We start from the raw sequence: 17,431 nt of genomic DNA, 5'->3' as shown, positions 1-17,431 counted from the left end.
GCGTCTCCTTAGAAATAACCCTGACGTTTTTTCAGTTCCATCGAACCGGCCTGGTCGCGGTCAATCACGCGCCCCTGACGTTCACTGGTGGTGGAGACCAGCATCTCTTCAATGATTTCCGGCAGCGTCTGCGCCTCGGATTCCACCGCGCCGGTCAGCGGCCAGCAGCCGAGGGTGCGGAAACGCACCATACGCTGCTTAATCACTTCACCCGGCTGCAGGTTGATACGATCGTCATCAATCATCATCAGCATGCCGTCGCGCTCCAGCACCGGGCGCGGTGCAGCCAGGTACAGCGGCACGATTTCGATGTTTTCCAGGAAGATGTACTGCCAGATATCCAGCTCGGTCCAGTTGGAGAGCGGGAACACGCGAATGCTTTCGCCTTTGTTGATCTGGCCATTGTAGTTGTGCCACAGCTCCGGACGCTGGTTCTTCGGATCCCAGCGGTGGAAACGATCGCGGAACGAATAGATACGCTCTTTGGCGCGCGACTTCTCTTCGTCACGGCGTGCGCCACCGAATGCCGCATCAAAACCATATTTGTTCAGCGCCTGCTTCAGGCCCTCGGTTTTCATGATGTCGGTGTGTTTGGCGCTGCCGTGCACGAACGGGTTAATGCCCATCGCCACGCCTTCCGGGTTACGGTGCACCAGCAGCTCTGCGCCCATCGCTTTCACGGTGCGATCGCGGAACTCGTACATTTCACGGAATTTCCAGCCGGTATCAACGTGCAGCAGCGGAAACGGCAGCGTGCCCGGATAGAAGGCTTTGCGCGCCAGATGCAGCATCACCGAGGAGTCTTTACCGATGGAGTACATCATCACCGGATTGCTGAACTCGGCCGCCACCTCGCGGATGATATGGATACTCTCTGCCTCCAGCTGGCGCAGATGAGTGAGACGATTTTGGTCCATAATTTTTCCTCAAGCCAAATTGACAACGGCGGACTCGCGAGCCCCCTGCTGTGCCGAATGTTGGAACCAGGCAAGTTGCCCGTGCAGATTCACCACTTCGCCAATCACTAATAGCGCTGGCGTCGGCGCGGCAGCTGCCAGCGCCTCGAGTTGTGCTAAGGTGCCGGTCAGCACCTGTTGATCCTGGCGTGTGCCGCGACCAATCACCGCCACTGGCGTTGACGGCGCGCGGCCGTGTTCGATCAGCCCGGCGGCAATTTCCGCCGCTTTCACCGTGCCCATGTAAATTGCCAGCGTCTGACGCGCGCGCGCCAGCGACGGCCAGTCGATACCGTCGCCGTCGGCGCGGCAGTGACCGGTGATAAACAGCACGCTCTGGGCATAATCGCGGTGGGTTAACGGAATACCGGCATACGCGGTAGCACCCGCGGCCGCGGTGATGCCCGGCACCACCTGGAACGGAATGCCCGCCGCCTGCGCCGCCTGCAGCTCTTCGCCGCCGCGGCCAAAAATAAACGGATCGCCGCCTTTCAGGCGCACCACGCGCTTCCCCTGCTGCGCCAGCGTCACCAGCAGCTGATTGGTCTCTTCCTGCGGCACCGAATGGGCGCCAGCGCGTTTGCCGACGCAGATACGATCGGCATCGCGTCTTACCAGCTCCAGCACCTCGTCGCTGACCAGATGGTCATACAGCACCACATCGGCCAGCTGCATCACCTGCAGCCCGCGCAGCGTCAGCAGACCGCTGTCGCCCGGTCCGGCACCGACCAGCGTGATTTCACCCTGATTATCGGAGGTGTTTTCCAGTTCGCGATCGAGCGTGCGGCGCGCTTCGTTGACGTTACCCGCCGCCATCTGGCTGGCAAACAGGCCATTAAAAGCCCGCTCCCAGAAGCGACGACGGTCAGACATTTTGTGGTAACGCTGTTTGACTTTGTCGCGCCACTGACCGGCCACTTCGGCCATCTGCCCGAGATTGGCGGGCAGCAGCGCTTCGATTTTTTCACGCAGCAGACGCGCCAGCACCGGCGCGGTGCCGCTGGAGGAGATCGCCACCACCAGCGGTGAGCGGTCAACAATCGACGGGAAGATAAAGCTGCATTTCGGCTGGTCGTCGACCACATTCACCAGCTTGTGGCGCGCATTGGCGGCATCAAATACCTGCGCGTTGAGGGCGTTATTGTCGGTGGCGGCAATCACGAGGAAAACATCGTCCAGCTGCGCCGCGTCGAAGTGTTGAGCAATCCACTCGATGGCGTTAATGTCGCGCAGCGCCTGCAGTTCATGGCCGAGCTCGCGCGCGGCCACCCGCACGTGCGCACCGGCACGCCGCAGCAGCTCAATTTTACGCGCAGCGATTTCGCCACCGCCGACCACCAGCACCGGACGGTTTTTGAGATCGGCAAAGAGAGGCAAGTAATCCACGTTAACCTTGTTAGTTTTACAATAAGTTAACGCGACTATACGTCCCCGCCTTCTGGCAGATGAAATTACGAATTAGCATGAGTAGTTACCAAATGGAATAACGCACCGGGATTGCTGATAACAATTTGTGCTTAACAAATGATATTGCTGGTGTTTCGGAGCGATACAAATTGTGCAGGCGGCGTCACAGTTTCATACTAACTCAGAATTTTTTTACCCTGACGGGATGTCAGAAAAGGACAACCACTATGTTTGCCACTCTCCGCCGCAGCGTGCTGGCCGCACTGATTGCCGGCGGTTTGCCTCTTTTGGCGCAGGCTGCAGCGAGCGCCCCTGGCCACTTTGCCGAACAGCAGCTGCGTCACATCGCCACCTATTTCCCCGGCCGCATGAGCGGCAGCCCCGCCGAGCTGATGACGGCAGATTATCTGCAGCAGCAGTTCACCCAGCTTGGTTATCAGAGCAATACCCGGCAGTTTAATACCAGCTATAACTGGCTGGAGAAACAGGGCATCACGCGCCGCCATAAAGTGACGGCGACCTCGGTGATCGCCGCACGCGCCGGCAGCGTGCCGCAGGAGATTCTGATCGTCACTCATCTGGATACCTGGACACCGCTCAGCCAGCACGAGGCAGATAATAATCTCGGCGGCCTGCGATTGCAGGGCGTGGACGATAACGCTTCCGGGCTGGGCGTGATGCTGGAGCTGGCGCAGGCGCTGAGTCAAACGCCGCTGCACTATGGCGTGCGCTTTGTGGCGCTGAGCGCAGGCGAAGCCGGTTTACACGGTATGGATGATTATCTGGCGCGCATGAGCGTGCAGGAGAAGAAAGATACGCTGCTGGTGATCGATCTGAATAGCCTGATCGTTGGCGATCGCCTCTACTTTAATAACGGCATGAATACGCCAGCGGCGGTACGCAAGCAGACCAGCGCGCGCGCCCTGCAGATTGCGCACCGTTACGGCATCACGGCCGCCAGCCACGTGCTGACCGCACGCGACTACCCAGGCGTTAATCCGTTTGATAAAGCCGGGATTCCGCTGCTGGACGTTACCGCAGCCAACTGGGCGCTGGGCAATAAAGCCGGTGAGCAGCAGCGCGCCCGTTCACCGCATTTTCCGGAGGGTACGGTGCGCCACCAGACCGGGCGCGATAATCTGAATTACATCGACCACTGGCTGCCGGGGCGCATCCATCAGCGCACGCGCGACAGCGTACGTATTTTGCAGCCGCTGCTGACGGAGCTGGCTAATCCGACGTTGTAAGATCCTGCCGATTTTTGCGGGTGCGCACTGCTGCACACCCGCAGCAATTGCGCCCGTCAGCCTTCGTGTAACCCGCATTCGCGTTTGAGGCCGAAAAAGCGCGTCTCTTCCTCAGCCATCCCCGGCTCCCACTTGCGCGTGGTGTGCGTGTCGCCCACGGAGAGGTAACCTTCGTCCCACAGCGGATGGTACTTCAGCCCATGCTGCTTCAGATACTGGTGCACCTGACGGTTATCCCAGTCGATGATCGGCAGGATTTTGAACACGCCACGCTGCACGGCCAGTACCGGCAGGCTGGCACGGCTGCCGGACTGATCGCGGCGCAGGCCGGCAAACCAGGTCTGCGCACCCAACGTTTGCAGCGCGCGGTTCATCGGCTCGACTTTGTTAAGCTGGTTGTACTGCTCGATCCCTTCAACGCCCTGCTCCCACAGCTTGCCGTAGCGCGCTTCCTGCCACGCGGGTGAGGTTTCGGCGCGGAAGATCTGCAGATTCAGGTTCAGCTGCTGCGTCAGTTCATCAATGAAGCGGTAGGTCTCAGGGAACAGATAACCGGTATCGGTGAGGATCACCGGAATATCCGGGCGCTGCTGCGTGACCATGTGCAACAACACCGCCGCCTGAATACCAAAACTCGACGACAGCACAAAGGTGCCCGGCAGCTGCTCCAGCGCCCAGCTGACGCGCTGTTCGGCAGAGAGCTTTTCCAGCTGGACGTTGCTTTCCGCCAGCGCCATGATGCGATCGACTTTGCTGACGCTGTTCAGGCTGGCGAGATCGGGTAGTGTCATACTGCCTCCGGGTCCCAGAAATCACGGGCGGGATCGACCACCGGCTGCACAATGCCCGCGCGAATCACGAAGTCACCAAACCCTTCATCCGCCGTGCGCTCGCTGGCCCAGCGCGCCACCAGCTCATCGATGCTGGCGAGGATTTCGTTTTCCGTGATGTTTTCGCGGTACATGCGCGGGATGCGCGTGCCGATGCGATTACCACCAATATGCAGGTTGTAACGGCCCGGCGCTTTGCCCACCAGGCCCAGTTCGGCCAGCATGGCACGGCCGCAACCGTTCGGACAACCGGTAACGCGTAACACTATGTGCTCTTCGCCGACGCCGTGGCGGTGCATGATCTCCTCCACTTTGCTGACGAAGGACGGCAGGAAGCGTTCGGCTTCAGCCATCGCCAGCGGACAGGTCGGGAAGGCCACGCAGGCCATGGAGTTTTCACGCTGCGGCGTAACCGCTTCCATCAGGCCGTGCTCACGCGCAATGGCTTCGATCTGCGCTTTCTGCGCCTCCGGTACGCCGGCCACAATCAGATTCTGATTGGCGGTCAGGCGGAAATCGCCCTGATGCACTTTGGCAATCTCCGCGATACCGCGCTTCAGCGGACGGCCCGGATAATCCAGCAGGCGACCGTTTTCGATAAACAGCGTCAGGTGCCATTTTTTGTCGATGCCCTTCACCCAGCCGATGCGATCGCCACGGGTGGTAAATTCGTATGGGCGAATCGGCTCGAAGGTCAGGCCGGCACGCTTCTCGACTTCGGCTTTAAAGGTCTCGACGCCGACGCGCTCCAGCGTGTATTTGGTTTTGGCATTTTTACGATCGGTACGGTTACCCCAGTCGCGCTGCGTGGTGACCACCGCTGCAGCCACATCAAGGATCTTCTCCACCGGCAGATAGCCAAACTCGCTGGCGGTGCGCGCATAGGTGGCTTTGTTGCCGTGCTCAATCGACAAGCCGCCGCCGACCAGCAGGTTAAAGCCAATCAGCTTGCCATTCTCCGCAATGGCGATGAAGTTCAGATCGTTCGCATGCAGATCGACATCGTTATGCGGCGGCACCACCACGGTGGTTTTAAACTTACGTGGCAGATAGGTCTCACCGAGGATCGGCTCCTGATCGGTGGTGGCGACCTTCTCCTGATCCCACCAGATCTCGGCGTAGGCGCGCGTCTGCGGCAGCAGATGCTCGGAAAGCTTTTTCGCCCACTCGTACGCTTCCTGATGTAGCTCTGACTCCACCGGGTTCGAGGTACACAGCACGTTACGGTTGACGTCGTTGGCGGTGGCCAGCGCGTCCAGTCCGACTTCATGCAGCATCTGGTGAGTTGGCTTGACGTTCTTCTTCAGAATGCCGTGAAACTGGAACGTCTGACGGTTAGTCAGGCGAATGCTGCCGTACAGCGTTTTGTCGGTGGCAAATTTATCAATCGCCAGCCACTGCGTTGGCGTGATGATGCCGCCCGGCAGACGGCAGCGCAGCATCATCGCATGACGCGGTTCCAGCTTCTGCGCGGCGCGCTCGGCACGGATGTCGCGGTCATCCTGCTGGTACATGCCGTGAAAACGGATCAGCAGGAAGTTATCGCCGGTAAAGCCGCCGGTCAGGCCATTGTCGAGATCTTCTAAAATGGTGCCGCGCAGGTAGTTGCTCTGCTTTTTCAGACGCTCGGCGTCGGAAAGTTTGCCTTCAACCACCAGCGGTCCAGGATGTTTTTCGCTCATTAGTAAACGTCTCGCTGATAACGGCGCTCAATGCGCAGCTCACTTAAAAATTCGTCAGCGGTTTCACGATCCATGCCGCCGTGTTCGACCACCACATCCAGTAATGCCTGTTCAACGTCTTTCGCCATGCGATTGGCGTCGCCGCAGACGTACAGGTGCGCGCCCTCTTCAATCCAGCGCCACACTTCCGCTCCTCTGGCGCGGATTTTATCCTGTACGTAAATCTTTTCGGCCTGATCGCGTGACCACGCCAGATCGATATGGGTCAGCAGACCGTCTTTGACATATTTCTGCCACTCCACCTGATAGAGGAAATCTTCGGTGAAGTGCGGATTACCAAAGAACAGCCAGTTTTTACCGCTGGCACCGTCGTTTTCACGCTGCTGCATGAAGGCGCGGAACGGGGCAATGCCGGTGCCCGGGCCGATCATGATCACTGGCGCATCCGGATTGGCCGGCAGGCGGAAATTATCGTTATGCTCGATGAACACGCGGATTTCGCCATCTTCTTCCAGACGATCGGCCAGCCAGGTAGAAGCGCCGCCGCCGCGCTGACGGCCGTCAATTTCATAACGCACCGCGCCGACGGTGATATGCACTTCGGTTTCGCTCTCCGCCTGCGACGAGGCGATGGAGTAAAGCCGCGGCGTCAGCGGACGCAGCAGGCCAGTCAGCTGGCCGGCGTTCAGTTCGGTGGGTGCCTGGCGCACCATGTCGACAATCGGGAAACTCTGCGCGAAGCTTTGCAGCTTCGGCTTGTCGCCCGCCAGCGCCAGCAGCGCCTCGTTGCGCGACAGAGCCGCATACTGCTCGACGATCTGCGGCGTGTTGACCGTCAGCTCAAAATGTTTCTGCAGCGCCTCGGCCAGCGGCAGGGTTTCTCCGCGCACCTCGACCTGCTCATCGCCTTTCAGCCATACCAGCTGCAGCAGCTCCTGCACCAGTTCCGCATCGTTTTCATACCATACGCCGAGCGCATCGCCTGGCTGGTAACGCAGACCGGAACCTCCCAGATCGATTTCAATATGGCGCACGTCTTTATCTGAGTTGCGACCGGTAATTTTCTGGTTCAGAGCAAAGCTGGCGGTGAGCGGCGCTTCTTTGGTGTAAGGACTGCTGTCCACCAGGTTGACGCTGCCAGCCGCGCTGGCTGCCAGCTGCGCTGCCGGTTCCGCCGGCACGCGCGCTTTGAGAATATCGGTGAGCTGCAGACGCCAGGCGCTGGCCAGCTCGCTGTATTCAACATCGGCATCCACGCGATCCAGCAGGCGTTCGCCGCCCAGTTCGGCCAGACGCTGGTCGAAGTCTTTACCGGCCTGACTGAAAAATTCATAGGAGGTATCGCCAAGACCGAACACGGCAAAGGCGGTATCACTCAGCTTCGGCGCTTTCTTCGACAGCAGGAATTTATGCAGCGCCACCGCCTCTTCCGGCGGTTCGCCCTCGCCCTGCGTTGAGGTCACGATGACCAGCAGTTTTTCCTGACCGATCTGTTTGAATTTATAGTCGCCGGCATTCACCAGGTTGACGCTCAGTTTCGCCGCCAGCAAATCGTCACGCAGCTGCTCGGCCAGCCGGCGCGCATTGCCGGTTTGGGAGGCGGAGATCAGCGTAATGCCCGGCACCTCAGCGGCGACTGGCGCAGGCGCGGCAACGGTGCCCGGTGCCTGATTAACCATGCCCCAGAAGTAGCCAGAAAGCCATGCCAGCTGCGTTGGATTAAAATCGGTGGTCGCGGCCTGTAAGCGCGCAATTTGCTCCGGGGATAGCGGAAGCATCGCTGGGGGTGCCTGAGTCGTCATCGCGTTAAAAATTCCAGTGTCAGAAATCCGTACCGGGAAGCGGCGGAAGAGTGGGTAGGTTACCGGCCTGTATATTAACGATTAAATAAGGCTTCGACATAATAAATAACCAAAATGACTAAGTGGTTTTTTGGGTCAACCTAACCAGTAAAAGTGGTAAATAAAGTTGTCGTAATTCAATCAGTTAATTTACGGCGTAAACGGCACATCAGCAGAAATGCCCTTTTCAGCGCTGGCGGGTGCGAAAAATCTGCTTTTCAGGTAGACTTCAGCGGTTTTTACGTCTGAGAGCCATTATGTCTACCACGCTGTTTAAAGAGTTCCAGTTTGAAGCGGCCCACCGCTTACCTCACGTGCCGGAAGGGCATAAATGCGGTCGTCTGCACGGCCATTCATTTCTGGTGCGACTGGAAATTACCGGTGAAGTGGATGCGCATACCGGTTGGGTAATGGATTTTGCCGAACTGAAGGCGGCGTTCAGGCCGATCTACGATCGCCTCGATCACCATTATCTCAACGATATTCCCGGTCTGGAGAACCCGACCAGCGAAGTGCTGGCGAAATGGATCTGGGATGAGATGAAGCCGATTCTGCCTGAGCTGAGTGCGGTGATGATCAAAGAGACCTGCACCGCAGGTTGCGTCTATCGCGGCTGACAGCCGCGGTAAAGGTCAGAAGGTCGCCATCAATGGCGACCCTGCGGTGCAGAGCGGTTTTACAGGGTGTGCATTGATGCGCATCGTCTACCATTGGCCAGGTCGCCATCAATGGCGACCCTACGGTGTAATGCGTTTTACAGGGTGCGCATTGATGCGCACCAGCCACAATTGCGTTGATTTTGCCGGGTGCGCATTCGGTGAATCAGGCGATGTTCAGGTATTTGTGCGTCTGCATCGAAAGCCGCCAGTTGCGGGCAATGCAGGTTTCAATACACAGTCTGGTCGCCGCCTCGCCACGGCTGATGGGCTGCAGCGCCACAATGCGTTTTTTCTCATCCTGCAGGCCAGCCAGCAGCGCATCCAGCGCTTCCACGTCCCGCTCGCGCGCCACCGGATGTTTGATCTCATCGGCACGCTGCAGCGCCTGCGGCAGCACATCGTAGCCACCCCGCATGTTCACCTTCGGCGACACCGTCACCCAGGTGGCAGCGGAACAGTGCACTTCATGCGTGCCGCTGGTTTCAATCTGACACTGAAAACCAGCCGCTTCCAGCGCTTCGGTCAGTGGACGTAAGTCAAAAATTGCCGGCTCACCGCCGGTGATCACCACATGGCGGGCGGTCCAGCCCTGACGCTGAATGCTCTCAATCAGCGTGGCCGCATCGGCGCTGCCCCAGGCATCGCTCTCCACGGTTTTGACCAGAATGTCCCCCAGCGACGTCTCCCGATCCGCCCGCGTTTCCCAGGTATGTTTGGTATCACACCAGCTACAGCCCACCGGACATCCTTGTAAGCGGATAAAGATGGCCGGCACGCCGGTGTAAAAACCTTCGCCCTGCAGCGTCTGGAACATTTCGTTAATCGGGTAGAACATTTTTTACTCACGTCAGAAATTCGAGGCGCAGATTATGGCAGATTTTGTGCGTCGCTTCACAGCTGCTTCGTGCCATAAAAAGCAAAAGCCCCGCACGAGGCGGGGCTTGATGTCAGGCGATGTGGCCGTTTAGCCACATCCGCAGGCGATTACGCCTGGCCTTTAACTTCTTTCAGACCGTTGAACGGCGCTTTGTCACCCAGCGCTTCTTCGATACGAATCAGCTGGTTGTACTTAGCAACGCGGTCAGAACGGCTCATAGAACCGGTTTTGATCTGGCCAGCGGCAGTACCGACCGCCAGGTCAGCGATGGTCGCGTCTTCAGTTTCGCCAGAGCGGTGAGAGATGACCGCGGTGTAGCCAGCGTCTTTCGCCATCTTGATCGCAGCCAGGGTTTCGGTCAGAGAACCGATCTGGTTGAATTTGATCAGGATAGAGTTAGCGATGCCTTTCTCGATGCCTTCTTTCAGGATTTTGGTGTTGGTCACGAACAGGTCGTCGCCCACCAGCTGAATTTTGTCGCCCAGTACTTTGGTCTGGTAAGCGAAGCCATTCCAGTCAGACTCATCCAGACCGTCTTCGATAGAAACGATTGGGTACTGTTTGGTCAGGTCTTCCAGGAAGTGGGTGAACTCTTCAGAAGTGAAGGCTTTGTTGCCTTCGCCAGCCAGCACATATTTGCCGTCTTTGTAGAATTCAGATGCTGCGCAGTCCATCGCCAGGGTGATGTCTTTGCCCAGCTCGTAGCCTGCTGCTTTAACGGCTTCGGCGATAACGGCCAGCGCTTCGGCGTTTGAACCCAGGTTTGGCGCGTAGCCACCTTCGTCACCCACCGCGGTGTTCATGCCTTTGGCTTTCAGGACTTTAGCCAGGTGATGGAACACTTCAGAACCCATACGGATGGCTTCTTTCACGGTTTTCGCGCCAACCGGCTGAATCATGAACTCCTGGATATCAACGTTGTTATCCGCGTGCTCACCACCGTTGATGATGTTCATCATTGGCAGTGGCATAGAGTATTTGCCCGGGGTGCCGTTCAGTTCTGCAATGTGTGCGTACAGTGGCAGACCTTTAGACGCCGCTGCTGCTTTCGCTGCTGCCAGAGAAACCGCCAGAATGGCGTTTGCACCGAAGTTGGATTTGTTGTCAGTACCGTCCAGCTCGATCATGATCTTATCGATGTTCGCCTGGTCTTTGGCATCTTTGCCTTTTACCGCGTCAGCGATTGGGCCGTTAACCGCAGCAACCGCTTTGGTTACGCCTTTGCCCAGGAAACGAGACTTATCACCGTCACGCAGCTCCAGTGCTTCGCGTGAACCGGTTGATGCACCTGATGGCGCAGCAGCCAGACCAACGAAACCGCCTTCCAGATGCACTTCTGCTTCTACAGTCGGGTTGCCACGGGAGTCGATGATTTCGCGACCGATGACTTTAACGATTTTGGACATTCGATTTTCCTCAGTACAAGTTAGTCAATCCTAAGACAAACAACGCGCGAAAAGTTCGCGCGCTGTTCGTTAAACTCTTACTTCGCTAAACGCTTCTGGTGCTCCTGCGCGGCTTTCACAAAGCCAGCGAACAGCGGATGACCATCACGCGGGGTCGACGTGAATTCCGGGTGGAACTGGCAGGCTACAAACCATGGATGATTCGGGATCTCGATGATCTCCACCAGTTGATCGTCGCCGGAACGGCCTGCAATGTGCAGACCCGCCGCTTCAATCTGCTTCAGCAGCAGATTGTTTACTTCGTAACGGTGGCGATGACGCTCAGTAATGACGTCAGAGCCGTACAGCTGGCGCACTTTGCTTTCCGGCGTCAGCTGGCACTGCTGGCTTCCCAGACGCATGGTGCCGCCCAGATCGCTCTGCTCGGTACGCTGTTCAACGTTACCGTTTTCATCGCGCCATTCGGTGATTAACGCAACCACCGGGTACTTACAGTCTGGCACAAATTCAGTGGAGTTGGCGCCTTCCATCCCGGCCACGTTGCGCGCGAATTCCATCAGCGCAATCTGCATGCCAAGGCAAATGCCGAGGTACGGAATGTTGTTTTCACGCGCGTATTGCGCGGTCAGCAATTTCCCTTCCACACCGCGGTAACCGAAGCCACCAGGAATCAGGATAGCATCAAGATCTTTCAGAATTTCGACGCCGCGCGTTTCCACATCCTGCGAATCGATCAGCTTGATGTTAACGGTGACGCGATTTTTCAGGCCGCCGTGCTTCAGCGCTTCAATCACGGATTTGTAGGCATCCGGCAGTTCGACATATTTGCCGACCATACCGATGGTCACTTCGCCGCCCGGATTGGCTTCTTCGTAAATCACCTGCTCCCACTCGGCCAGATTGGCTTCCGGCGCGCTCAGGTTAAAACGCTTGCAGATGTAATCATCCAGACCCTGCGATTTCAGCAGGCCCGGGATCTTGTAGATCGAATCTACGTCTTTCAGCGAGATAACCGCTTTTTCCGGCACGTTACAGAACAGGGCGATCTTCGCGCGCTCGTTAGCCGGCACCGCGCGGTCTGAACGGCAAATCAGCACGTCAGGCTGAATACCAATCGACAGCAGCTCTTTAACCGAGTGCTGAGTTGGCTTGGTTTTCACTTCACCCGCCGCCGCCATGTAAGGCACCAGCGTCAGGTGCATATACATGGTGTGTTCACGGCCAACATCGACCGCCATCTGGCGAATCGCTTCCAGGAACGGCAGGGATTCGATATCACCCACGGTTCCGCCGATTTCCACCAGCACGACGTCATGCCCTTCGCCACCTTCAATGATGCGCTCTTTGATGGCGTTGGTGATGTGTGGGATAACCTGAATGGTCGCGCCCAGATAGTCGCCGCGACGCTCTTTGCGCAGCACTTCTGAGTAGATACGGCCGGTAGTAAAGTTGTTGCGGCGCGACATTTTGGTACGGATGAAGCGCTCGTAGTGACCTAAATCCAGATCGGTCTCGGCCCCGTCATCGGTGACGAACACTTCACCGTGCTGCGTAGGGCTCATGGTACCCGGATCGACGTTGATATACGGATCGAGTTTCATGATGGTCACATTCAGACCACGTGCTTCAAGGATGGCTGCGAGGGAGGCTGCGGCAATGCCTTTGCCCAGAGAGGAAACGACCCCGCCGGTCACAAAAATATAATTCGTTGTCATGCTGAACCTGAGAGTTTAGGTTTAAAGACGGTGGAATAACCAGGACGGGAAAACAGTATACCCGAAGTCGTCCGCAGCCACAATTGATGAATCACACCATCCTCCTCGCATTACAGCCTGTAACATAGCGGAGAGTGCCGGGTGAAATGTTGACGTACGTCACAAAGTTGCCGACTGGCTGAATCGAGTAAGCTCAGGCGGTGATTTTATGCGCAGCGCTGGAATAATCACCTGCGCTGCGCAGAGAGGCTGAATAAGGTTATTCGCCGGCTTTGACCTGCTGCCAGGCGGCTTCCATCTGCGCCAGCGTAGCCTGTTCCATGCTCAGCCCCTGGGCCTGAATAATATTCTCTACCTGACGGAAGCGGCGCTCGAACTTGTCGTTGGCCTTTTGCAGCGCGGTTTCCGCTTTGCTGCCAAGATGGCGTGACAGATTGACGGTGGCGAACAGCAGATCGCCAATCTCCTCTTCCAGCTTGTCGCTGTCCACCACCGCCTGCTGCGCTTCATGCATTACTTCGTCGATCTCTTCATGCACTTTATCCAGCACCGGCCCGAGGCTGTCCCAGTCGAAGCCTACGCTGTGACAGCGCTTCTGGATTTTATAGGCGCGCATCAGCGCCGGCAGCGCTTTAGGGATATCGTCCAGCACCGAGTGCTGCGACTTCTCCGCACGCTCGCGCTGCTTGATCGCTTCCCAGTTTTTCAGCACTTCAGCCGTGGAATCGACCTGGACTTCGCCGAAGATGTGCGGATGGCGACGCTCCAGTTTGTCACTGATGGCGTTGCAGATGTCATCGAAGTTGAAACGCTGCTGCTCCTCGGCCATGCGGGCGTAGAACACCACCTGAAACAGCAGATCGCCCAGTTCGCCGCGCAGATCGTCAAAGTCTTCGCGCTGGATGGCGTCGATAACTTCATAGGTCTCTTCCAGCGTATACGGCGCGATAGAGGCAAAGGTCTGCTGGCGATCCCACGAGCAGCCGCGCACCGGATCGCGCAGGGTTTGCATGATGGTGAGCAGGCGGTTTAAAGCAGTCATTAAAGTCCCCGGAACAACAAGATAAAAAGCCGCCATTAATGGCGACCCTGCAGGATAATTACGCGGTTTTGCCCGGGTGCGCATTGCTGCGCACCGGTCTCAGCAGGGCTTAATGTAAGCGGCGCGCATCGATAATATCCGGCACCTGATTAAGGCGCGCCAGCACGCGACCCAGCACCTGCTGGTTATAAATCTCGATATCCATATCGATGGTGGCGAGCTGCTTTTTGGTGTCGCTGCGGCTGGACACGCCCAGCACGTTGACCTTTTCATTGGCCAGAATGGTGGTGATGTCGCGCAGCAGCCCGCTGCGATCGTTGGCCGTCACGCGTACCACCAGCGAATAACCGCTGGAGTAACTTTCGCCCCACACCGCATCGACAATGCGTTCCGGTGCATGCGAAATCAGTTCGCTGAGCTGATCGCAGTCGGCGCGGTGAATCGAAATGCCGCGCCCCTGGGTAATAAACCCGACAATATCATCGCCCGGAATCGGCTGGCAGCAGCGCGCAATGTGGTGCAGCAGATTGCCGACGCCCTCCACCACCACGCGGCCACTCTCTTTGCGCGCCGACGACGGCTGATGCGATTTCTGCGTCAGCTGACGCAGCGCCTCGCGATCTTCCTCTTCAGCGCTCGGCTTGTTGAGCTTCGCCTGCAGGAAGTTAACCATCTGGTTAAGACGGATATCCCCGCCGCCAATCATCGCCAGCAGCTCATCCTGTGAGCTGACGTTATAACGCGGCAGCAGCAGCTTCTCGGCTTCGCGCATGCTGATATCCAGCTGGCCCAGCTCGCTATCCAGAATCTGCCGGCCGGCCGCGATATTTTTGTCGCGATCCTGTTTACGGAACCAGGCATGAATCTTCGAGCGCCCGCGGCTGGTGGTGATATAGCCGAGGTTGGGGTTCAGCCAGTCGCGGCTCGGGTTCGGCTGCTTCTGGGTGATCACCTCAATCTGATCGCCCATCTGCAGCTGATAGGTAAAGGGCACGATACGGCCGCCGATTTTGGCACCGATGCAGCGATGACCAATATCACTGTGAATGTGGTAGGCAAAGTCGAGCGGCGTGGAACCGGCCGGCAAATCGACCACGTCGCCCTTTGGCGTAAACACGTAAACGCGGTCATCAAATACCTGGCTGCGCACCTCTTCCAGCATCTCGCCGGAATCCGCCATCTCTTCCTGCCAGGTAATCAGTTTACGCAGCCAGGCGATGCGCTCTTCGTGCCCTGCGGCACCGCGCGCGTTGCTGGCCGTCGGTCCTTCTTTGTACTTCCAGTGTGCCGCGACGCCCAGTTCAGCGTCCTCGTGCATCTGGCGGGTACGGATCTGAATCTCGACCGTTTTGCCCTGCGGGCCCAGCACCACGGTATGAATCGACTGATAGCCGTTTGGCTTGGGATTGGCGACGTAATCGTCAAACTCGCTAGGCAGATGACGATACAGCGTGTGGACGGTGCCGAGCGCGCCGTAGCAGTCCTGCAGACGTTCAGCGACAATGCGCACTGCACGCACGTCGAACAGCTCATCAAACGCCAGCGACTTCTTCTGCATTTTGCGCCAGATGCTGTAGATATGCTTGGGACGGCCGTAAACTTCCGCACGCACGCCCTCTTTTTGCATCTCTTTACGCAGGTTATCGACGAAGTTATCAATGTACTGTTCACGATCGATGCGGCGTTCATGCAGCAGTTTGGCGATGCGTTTGTATTCGTCAGGATGCAGGTAGCGGAAGCAGTAATCTTCCAGCTCCCATTTGAGCTGGCCGATCCCGAGACGGTTGGCCAGCGGCGCATAAATGTTGGTGCTCTCTTTCGCCGCCAGCACGCGCTCATCTTCCGGCGCATCTTTCATCTCGCGCAGATGGGCAATACGTTCTGCCAGCTTGATGACCACGCAGCGGAAATCTTCCACCATCGCCAGCAGCATGCGGCGCACGTTATCCACCTGCTCCGAGGCCATCGAGTCGTTGTGAATGGCTTTCAGCTGACGGATGGCGTCCATATCGCGCACGCCGTGCACCAGCGAGACGATGCTTTTGCCAAAGGCCTTTTCCAGATCCTCTTCACTCACCACGCCCGCATTGGCCAGCGGGAACAACAGCGCGGCGCGCAAACTGTCGATGTCCATACTGAGCATGGTGAGAATTTCCACCATCTCAATACCGCGCCACAGCAGCAGAGCCTGATCTGGATGGTCGTGCGTTTCGGCTTCACAGTAGCGCCATGTTTCCGCCAGTCGTTCGCAGGATTGCGGATTACTGATACTCAAGCTGGCGATCCACTGGTCAAGGGCAAATTCCCCGGCCGTATTTAAATGCGCACTTCTAACCGCAACCATATCCTCTCCTGCCACAGCGACTTAAACATCGCTTATGTTTTGCTAAACAGCACCATGGATTCGAGATGGCTGGTATGAGGGAACATATCCAGCATCGCGACCCTTTCCAGATGGTAGCCCGCCGACAGTAATGTCTGACTGTCGCGGGCAAGTGTTGTCGGGTTACAGGAAACATAGACCACGCGTTGCGGCGCAAGTTTAACGATGTGCGACATCACGCCCGCGGCCCCGGCACGCGCCGGATCCAGTAACACCTTATTAAATCCCTGCGCCGCCCAGGGCTGGCGCGAGACATCTTCCTCTAAATTGTGCTGGAAGAAGCAGACATTTCTGAGATTGTTAAGCTGAGCATTATACTCTGCCTGGCGCACTAATGCTGCAACGCCCTCCACACCCACCGCATTTTGTACGAACTTTCCTAGCGGCAATGTGAAGTTGCCCATGCCGCAGAACAGATCGAGCACCCGATCGTCCGGCTGCAGATCCAGCCAGGCAATCGCCTGTGCCACCATCTGCTGATTCACGCCATCGTTGACCTGAATGAAATCCTGCGGGCTAAAGGTTAGCTGCAAATCAAACGAGCGGTAGTAAGGCTGCTCGGCACCGAGCGCCTGCAGCGCGTCACTGCCGTCCGCCAGCCAGATCATCAGCCGGTGCTCATGCGAAAAACGTTCCAGTTTTGTCCGGTCCGCAGCGGAGAGCGCATCAAGATGGCGCAGCACCATTAGCGGACCGTTATCCGCCAGCACCAGTTCCACATGCCCCAGCCGTTTCGCTGCGTGCAGGCTGCTGAGACAGTGGTGCAGCGGCTGCAGCAGCGCCTCAAGCTCGGGCACCAAAACGGGGCATTGCGTCACATCAATCAGATCGTTACTGCCCGCCTGACGGAAGCCCATCTGCAGGCGCTGCTGCTTCGGCAGCCACTGCAAACCGAGACGCGCGCGCCGGCGATAGCCCCAGGGCGCAGCGCTGATGATCTCATCCACCTGCACCGGCAGCGCCGCTTCCTGACTCAGCATGCGGCCCAGCGCCCGCGCTTTGCTCTCCTGCTGCAGCGCCACGGACACGTGCTGCTGCTGGCAGCCGCCGCACACGCCGAAATGGATGCAGCGCGGTTGCTGGCGCTGCGGGCTCGGTTGTGTAATCTTTTTGGCTTTGCCGCGCGCAAACTGACGCTTATCTTCGGTCAGGATCACCTCGGCCTGTTCGCCGGGCAGCGCGCCGCTGACAAACAGCGTTTTACCGTTATGGCGCGCCACGCCCTGACCAAAGGGATCGAGCTCGTCAATGGTGACGCTGAGACGTTGCTTCGTCGTCACGCGCTGTTTTGCGGAGTAAAATTGCGCCATAGTGTTGTGAATTCTCAGTTTTCATTAGGTGTGCAGCCGTACGCGGTTTTTGCACAGGGATAAAATGCCAGGAGTC

The 17,431-nt window shown here is 57.7% G+C and carries 13 protein-coding genes; 2 read left to right on the top strand and 11 right to left on the bottom strand.

Annotation, left to right across the window (positions count from 1 at the left end; translation table 11 throughout):
• Window positions 1–8 precede the first annotated feature (8 nt).
• Both cysD and cysG read right to left on the bottom strand, forming a co-directional pair.
• Window positions 9–917 (bottom strand): sulfate adenylyltransferase subunit CysD, encoded by a 909-nt coding sequence (cysD, locus tag AC6I7J_RS04370; RefSeq protein ID WP_021507354.1) that lies wholly within the window; start codon window positions 915–917, stop codon window positions 9–11.
• 9 nt (window positions 918–926) lie between these two features.
• Window positions 927–2,342: a siroheme synthase CysG gene (gene cysG, locus AC6I7J_RS04365; protein ID WP_336700496.1), complete on the bottom strand. Its 1,416-nt coding sequence runs from the start codon at window positions 2,340–2,342 to the stop codon at window positions 927–929.
• A 248-nt stretch (window positions 2,343–2,590) separates the two neighbouring features.
• Between cysG and AC6I7J_RS04360 the strand changes: the two genes are divergently transcribed.
• A complete protein-coding gene (locus tag AC6I7J_RS04360) occupies window positions 2,591–3,610 on the top strand; it encodes an aminopeptidase (protein WP_058780265.1) in 1,020 nt (339 codons plus the stop codon).
• Between the two features lie 56 nt (window positions 3,611–3,666).
• Here the strand turns inward: AC6I7J_RS04360 and AC6I7J_RS04355 are convergent, their stop codons facing one another.
• Genes AC6I7J_RS04355 through cysJ form a run of 3 tightly spaced genes read right to left on the bottom strand, consistent with a single transcriptional unit; the run spans window position 3,667 to window position 7,924 of the window.
• Window positions 3,667–4,401 (bottom strand): phosphoadenylyl-sulfate reductase, encoded by a 735-nt coding sequence (locus AC6I7J_RS04355; protein ID WP_498006899.1) that lies wholly within the window; start codon window positions 4,399–4,401, stop codon window positions 3,667–3,669.
• Window positions 4,398–6,122: an assimilatory sulfite reductase (NADPH) hemoprotein subunit gene (gene cysI, locus AC6I7J_RS04350; RefSeq protein WP_021507358.1), complete on the bottom strand. Its 1,725-nt coding sequence runs from the start codon at window positions 6,120–6,122 to the stop codon at window positions 4,398–4,400. The genes AC6I7J_RS04355 and cysI overlap by 4 nt, the downstream gene beginning before the upstream one ends.
• On the bottom strand, window positions 6,122–7,924 hold the full coding sequence (cysJ, locus tag AC6I7J_RS04345; protein WP_215481460.1) for an NADPH-dependent assimilatory sulfite reductase flavoprotein subunit: 1,803 nt from the start codon (window positions 7,922–7,924) through the stop codon (window positions 6,122–6,124). Before cysJ ends, cysI begins: the two co-directional genes overlap by 1 nt.
• A 293-nt stretch (window positions 7,925–8,217) precedes the next feature.
• Here cysJ and queD point away from each other — a divergent pair, with 293 nt between their 5' ends.
• Entirely contained in the window at window positions 8,218–8,580 is a 363-nt protein-coding gene (queD, locus tag AC6I7J_RS04340) for a 6-carboxytetrahydropterin synthase QueD (RefSeq protein ID WP_176428100.1), read from the top strand.
• 205 nt (window positions 8,581–8,785) lie between these two features.
• Here the strand turns inward: queD and queE are convergent, their stop codons facing one another.
• The 6 genes from queE to rlmD form a co-directional block, all read right to left on the bottom strand.
• Window positions 8,786–9,457 (bottom strand): 7-carboxy-7-deazaguanine synthase QueE, encoded by a 672-nt coding sequence (gene queE / locus AC6I7J_RS04335; RefSeq protein WP_021507361.1) that lies wholly within the window; start codon window positions 9,455–9,457, stop codon window positions 8,786–8,788.
• 149 nt (window positions 9,458–9,606) lie between these two features.
• Window positions 9,607–10,905: a phosphopyruvate hydratase gene (gene eno / locus AC6I7J_RS04330; protein WP_021507362.1), complete on the bottom strand. Its 1,299-nt coding sequence runs from the start codon at window positions 10,903–10,905 to the stop codon at window positions 9,607–9,609.
• Between the two features lie 77 nt (window positions 10,906–10,982).
• Window positions 10,983–12,620 (bottom strand): glutamine hydrolyzing CTP synthase, encoded by a 1,638-nt coding sequence (pyrG, locus tag AC6I7J_RS04325; protein ID WP_021507363.1) that lies wholly within the window; start codon window positions 12,618–12,620, stop codon window positions 10,983–10,985.
• 259 nt (window positions 12,621–12,879) lie between these two features.
• On the bottom strand, window positions 12,880–13,662 hold the full coding sequence (gene mazG / locus AC6I7J_RS04320) for a nucleoside triphosphate pyrophosphohydrolase (RefSeq protein ID WP_394515923.1): 783 nt from the start codon (window positions 13,660–13,662) through the stop codon (window positions 12,880–12,882).
• A 109-nt stretch (window positions 13,663–13,771) separates the two neighbouring features.
• Window positions 13,772–16,006 (bottom strand): GTP diphosphokinase, encoded by a 2,235-nt coding sequence (gene relA / locus AC6I7J_RS04315; protein ID WP_021507365.1) that lies wholly within the window; start codon window positions 16,004–16,006, stop codon window positions 13,772–13,774.
• Between the two features lie 32 nt (window positions 16,007–16,038).
• The gene (rlmD, locus tag AC6I7J_RS04310; RefSeq protein WP_166720473.1) at window positions 16,039–17,355 is read right to left on the bottom strand and encodes a 23S rRNA (uracil(1939)-C(5))-methyltransferase RlmD; all 1,317 of its coding nucleotides are present in this window, start codon (window positions 17,353–17,355) and stop codon (window positions 16,039–16,041) included.
• Window positions 17,356–17,431: the final 76 nt, after the last annotated feature.

Source organism: Type-C symbiont of Plautia stali (genome assembly GCF_059730935.1).
The sequence above is the reverse complement of the archived record's forward strand: the minus strand, read 5'-3'. Positions and strand labels throughout refer to the sequence as shown.

Excerpts from the sequence above, each read along its gene's own strand:
- cysJ (WP_215481460.1), bottom strand. The coding sequence starts at position 7,924 with ATGACGACTCAGGCACCCCCAGCGATGCTTCCGCTATCCCCGGAGCAA.
- cysD (WP_021507354.1), bottom strand. The coding sequence starts at position 917 with ATGGACCAAAATCGTCTCACTCATCTGCGCCAGCTGGAGGCAGAGAGT.
- eno (WP_021507362.1), bottom strand. The coding sequence starts at position 10,905 with ATGTCCAAAATCGTTAAAGTCATCGGTCGCGAAATCATCGACTCCCGT.
- AC6I7J_RS04355 (WP_498006899.1), bottom strand. The coding sequence starts at position 4,401 with ATGACACTACCCGATCTCGCCAGCCTGAACAGCGTCAGCAAAGTCGAT.
- AC6I7J_RS04360 (WP_058780265.1), top strand. The coding sequence starts at position 2,591 with ATGTTTGCCACTCTCCGCCGCAGCGTGCTGGCCGCACTGATTGCCGGC.
- pyrG (WP_021507363.1), bottom strand. The coding sequence starts at position 12,620 with ATGACAACGAATTATATTTTTGTGACCGGCGGGGTCGTTTCCTCTCTG.
- rlmD (WP_166720473.1), bottom strand. The coding sequence starts at position 17,355 with ATGGCGCAATTTTACTCCGCAAAACAGCGCGTGACGACGAAGCAACGT.
- cysI (WP_021507358.1), bottom strand. The coding sequence starts at position 6,122 with ATGAGCGAAAAACATCCTGGACCGCTGGTGGTTGAAGGCAAACTTTCC.
- mazG (WP_394515923.1), bottom strand. The coding sequence starts at position 13,662 with ATGACTGCTTTAAACCGCCTGCTCACCATCATGCAAACCCTGCGCGAT.
- queE (WP_021507361.1), bottom strand. The coding sequence starts at position 9,457 with ATGTTCTACCCGATTAACGAAATGTTCCAGACGCTGCAGGGCGAAGGT.
- relA (WP_021507365.1), bottom strand. The coding sequence starts at position 16,006 with ATGGTTGCGGTTAGAAGTGCGCATTTAAATACGGCCGGGGAATTTGCC.